The sequence below is a fragment of the Streptomyces sp. NPDC059900 genome, from assembly GCF_050270335.1.
Taxonomy (GTDB): Bacteria; Actinomycetota; Actinomycetes; order Streptomycetales; family Streptomycetaceae; genus Streptomyces.
The window spans coordinates 1-3437 of record NZ_JBNNJZ010000741.1 but is presented as its reverse complement, the minus strand read 5'-3'; the positions used below and the strand labels follow the sequence as shown (position 1 = coordinate 3437).

At 69.9% G+C, this 3437-nt stretch carries 3 protein-coding genes and 1 pseudogene; 2 read left to right on the top strand and 2 right to left on the bottom strand.

Features of this window, described 5'->3' with window-relative positions:
- A partial coding sequence (locus ACQKIP_RS43085) for a TetR/AcrR family transcriptional regulator C-terminal domain-containing protein (protein WP_427745509.1) occupies positions 1–357 on the top strand: 357 nt, incomplete at its 5' end.
- A 361-nt stretch (positions 358–718) separates the two neighbouring features.
- Positions 719–1516 (top strand): hypothetical protein, encoded by a 798-nt coding sequence (locus tag ACQKIP_RS43080; protein ID WP_365862180.1) that lies wholly within the window; start codon positions 719–721, stop codon positions 1514–1516.
- Between the two features lie 211 nt (positions 1517–1727).
- Here the strand turns inward: ACQKIP_RS43080 and ACQKIP_RS43075 are convergent.
- Positions 1728–3068: pseudogene (locus ACQKIP_RS43075) on the bottom strand (PP2C family protein-serine/threonine phosphatase); the annotation flags it as partial.
- The coding region (locus tag ACQKIP_RS43070) for an RNA polymerase sigma factor (protein WP_427745508.1) at positions 3065–3437 on the bottom strand (373 nt) is incomplete at its 5' end. The pseudogene ACQKIP_RS43075 and the gene ACQKIP_RS43070, both read right to left, overlap by 4 nt.

Here is a 3437-nt window from a genome sequence, read left to right as displayed (position 1 = left end):
CAGGCCCATACCGAATGGACACTCCGAGCGCTGGACGGACTCGACCTCCCCATGGACGTGCGACTGCAGGAAACTCTGACCCTCCACGCCTTTGTCATCACCATCGCCCTGTCCAAGGCCGACGAGGCCCAGGCTGAGCGAAACACCGGCATGACACTGAACCGTTGGTCCGACAGCCAGCGCTCCCGGCGCCGGGAACTCCTCGACAGTGGCAGATTTCCGCTCCTGGCCACCTTCTCGGACGACACCGCACCCGACCTGGACCTCCTGTTCGAGTACGGCCTGGCCCGCCACCTCGACGGATTCGCCGCCCTGCTCACCAGCCACAACGCCGGCCCCCACCATCCGGCACAGTAGGTCCCAACCGACCGAACGTGGCCGTCCTTACGTTCATCCGCCGGCACCGCCAGCTCACGCACACCGACCGCACCCTCAAGCGCTGGGCCGACGCCACTGCGTCCCCTGCGGAAGGGCCATGAGCCAGTCCTGGAACGGAGCATCGAGTTGGGCACCGCCAGAAGCGGGCGGGTTCGCTGGTTTGCGGGCCGGGAGACGCCAGAACCCCCTGAGAGTGGTTGGTTGACGTCCTTGGGCATGGCGGGTTCGTGGCTGGAGAGTCGGGCTCTGGCGGAGTTTCGTCAGCAGATGGTCGGGCGTGCTGCCTGGCTGCTGGCAACCGGCCGCACCGGGCTCGGGGCGCACTGGTTGACTGTCTCCTGTGACCGAACTGATCGACGTACCGGATGCTGAGGCCGATTGGGAGCCAGCCACAGAAACCCGGGCAGGCGGGCGCAATCCGGCCTCGCAGGCCTCGATGTTCCAAAGCGCAGCCTGGCCGCTGCGTTCGCTGGCCTTGCTCTCGGTCGATCTGGAGGCGGTAGCCCGGCGGCTGAGGCTGACCCTTGAGACCTCGTGGGACGGACACGGCACTGTTCGGGCGGCGTTCTTCGTGCTGGACGGGACGGACTTCGTCGTTACCCACCACGAGGGCGATGCCCCGGGAACGCATGTCTGGACCCGCAAGGGCGGGCCGGTTGACTCGGCCACACGCGTGGGCAGTCTCCTCACCGCTCTTGGCGTGGGGCCGGACGCTGTCTCCTATTCCGTTTGGGGCTCCGGCACCGATCTGACGCACGTGCCCGCTGCCTGGCGACGCGGCCTGGCAAGGCCGGTGTGGTCGCGCCAGGAGTTCTGGGAAAGCTTCAAGAGCCGTCCGCGCATGTTCGTCGCCCGCGTCAGCTTCGAGGCGGTGACCGGGGTCCTCGCCGGCTACGACATTGCCTCTGGAGGCGCCCTGCTGAAAGGGTTTCAGGAGTGGCTGGCTGCCAGATCGGGAACCGGTGAAAACCTCGTGTGGTGGGCTCTGGTCGCCGAATTGGCCTTTCCCGACGGCCGCCCCGCCGAGCCCTGGTCACACGGGGATGACCAGCACGCCGTGGCCGAACTGATCCGACTGTTCGATGAGTTCTGCGAACATCTCGCCGGTGATCCGACGGCCCCGCAGACGGGGGCGTAGAGGTTCTCCCGGGGAACCCGCGAAGATCCAGGCTGGCCTCTTCCGAGGTCCGGTGGCAACAGGTCGGGGCGGGTCGTGCCCGGCCCCTCCCACCGCTTGTCGGGTTGTTCCTGTTCCCGACGCTGAAGCCGGTGGTGCGCGGTGTGCTGGTCCGGCGGGCACGGGCTGGGTGGCCGGATTGTGGTGCAGGGGGCCTTCAGCGGGTCGGGGGCGGCGGGGTGTTGTCCGGGTGGGTGGGCCGGCATACCAGGATGGCGATGTCGTCGTCGTGGCCGGCGGTGACGCCGGCAGTGCGCAGCAACTGGTCGCAGAGCACAGGGAGGTCGGCTGCGGTGCTGTTCTCCAGTGTCCGGACCAGGGCGGCGATTGCCTGGTCGGGATCCTGGTCGCGGTGTGTGATCAGCCCGTTGGTATAGAGGACGGCTGTCGAGTTGGGGGCGAAGGCGATCGGGGCAGAGGCGTGCGTCCAGTCGCCGGTGCCCAGGGGCGGGCCGGTGGGCTCGTCGGCGCGCTTGATCGTGCCGCTGGGGTCGCGGACCAGGAGGGGCGGGTGGCCGGCGGAGGCGTAGAGCAGCCGGTCGCGGTCGGGCTCGTGGACGGCGTACAGGCAGGTGGCGATGTCATCGGCGTCGATCTCGGTGATCAGGGCGTCCAGATGCTGCAGGACCTTGTGCGGGGGCAGGTCCAGGCGGGCGTAGGCGCGCACGGCCGTGCGGAGCTGGCCCATGACGGCCGCCGCGCGGACGCCGCGGCCCATGACGTCGCCGATGACCAGCGCGGTGCGGCCGCCGCCGAGGGTGATCACGTCGTACCAGTCGCCGCCGACCACGGCCTGCGTGCCGCCCGGCTGGTAGGTGGCGGCGATGCGCAGATCGTCCGGCTGTTCCAATTCCTGCGGGAGCAGTGAGCGTTGCAGGGTGACGGCCGTCTCGCGCTGGCTGCGCTCGCTGGCCCGCAGCCGCTCGGCGGCCTGTGCGTGGTCGGTGACGTCGGCGGCGAAGACCATCACCCCCTGGCCGCTGCATTCGCCCGCCGGGTCGCTCACCGGGGTGCAGGTGATGGTGTAGAAACGGCCGCTCGGCGCCCTGCGGGACTTGACCGTGCGCGGCTTCGCGCTGCGCAGGACCTGGTCCAGGAGCGGCAGCAGGCCCAGCTCTTCCAGCTCGGGGAGAGCCTCGTGGGCCGGTTGGCCCAGCGGGCACCGGCCGAAGGCCTCTGCGTAGGCATCGTTGACGTAGGCGAGTCGGTGCTCGGGGCCATAGAGGAGAGCGACGGGAGCCGGCACGCGATCCAGCGCGGACACACCGGCCGGTGCAGGTTCCTGCTGCAAACGCTGTTTGAGGTCTGCCAGGGACTGTTCGACGTCCACGATCGGTCCCAGTGCGTGATGGACGGCGTCCTCGGTGCTGCGCACCGTGTCGCGCAGGCGCGCATCGCCGGCATCGTCCGCGCCCGGCCGGCCCTCCGCGCCGACGCCGCCGTCCGTTCCGGGGCGCCGCAGCCGGCCGGCCAGGCGGTGCCGGATCGTGGTGTGGTCCGAGCTGTCACTCATCGCGCTCCGTCTTCCCGCTGGTCGTCGAAGAGCCCCAGGGAATCGAACTCCGCCCACAGGGGCCCCAGCGTCTTGCGGGCTCTGCTCAGGTGCACGCGTACCGTCGGCGCCTCGACGCCCATCACTGCTCCCGCCTGCTTGGCATCGAGATCCGCCATGCAGCACAGCGCGACGGCTGCACGCTGTCGCCCGCTGAGCTGAGCGATCGCCCCGCATACCCGACGATACGCGTCCTTGAGATCCAGGTGTGCCGCCAACTCCGGTGTCGTGGAGGAGAAGTCGCGGCCCTCCAGGGGAAGGGTGCCCGGCTGGTGGCGCAGGGCCGCGAGGCATTCCCGTACGACCACCGTGGACAGCCAGGCATGCCAG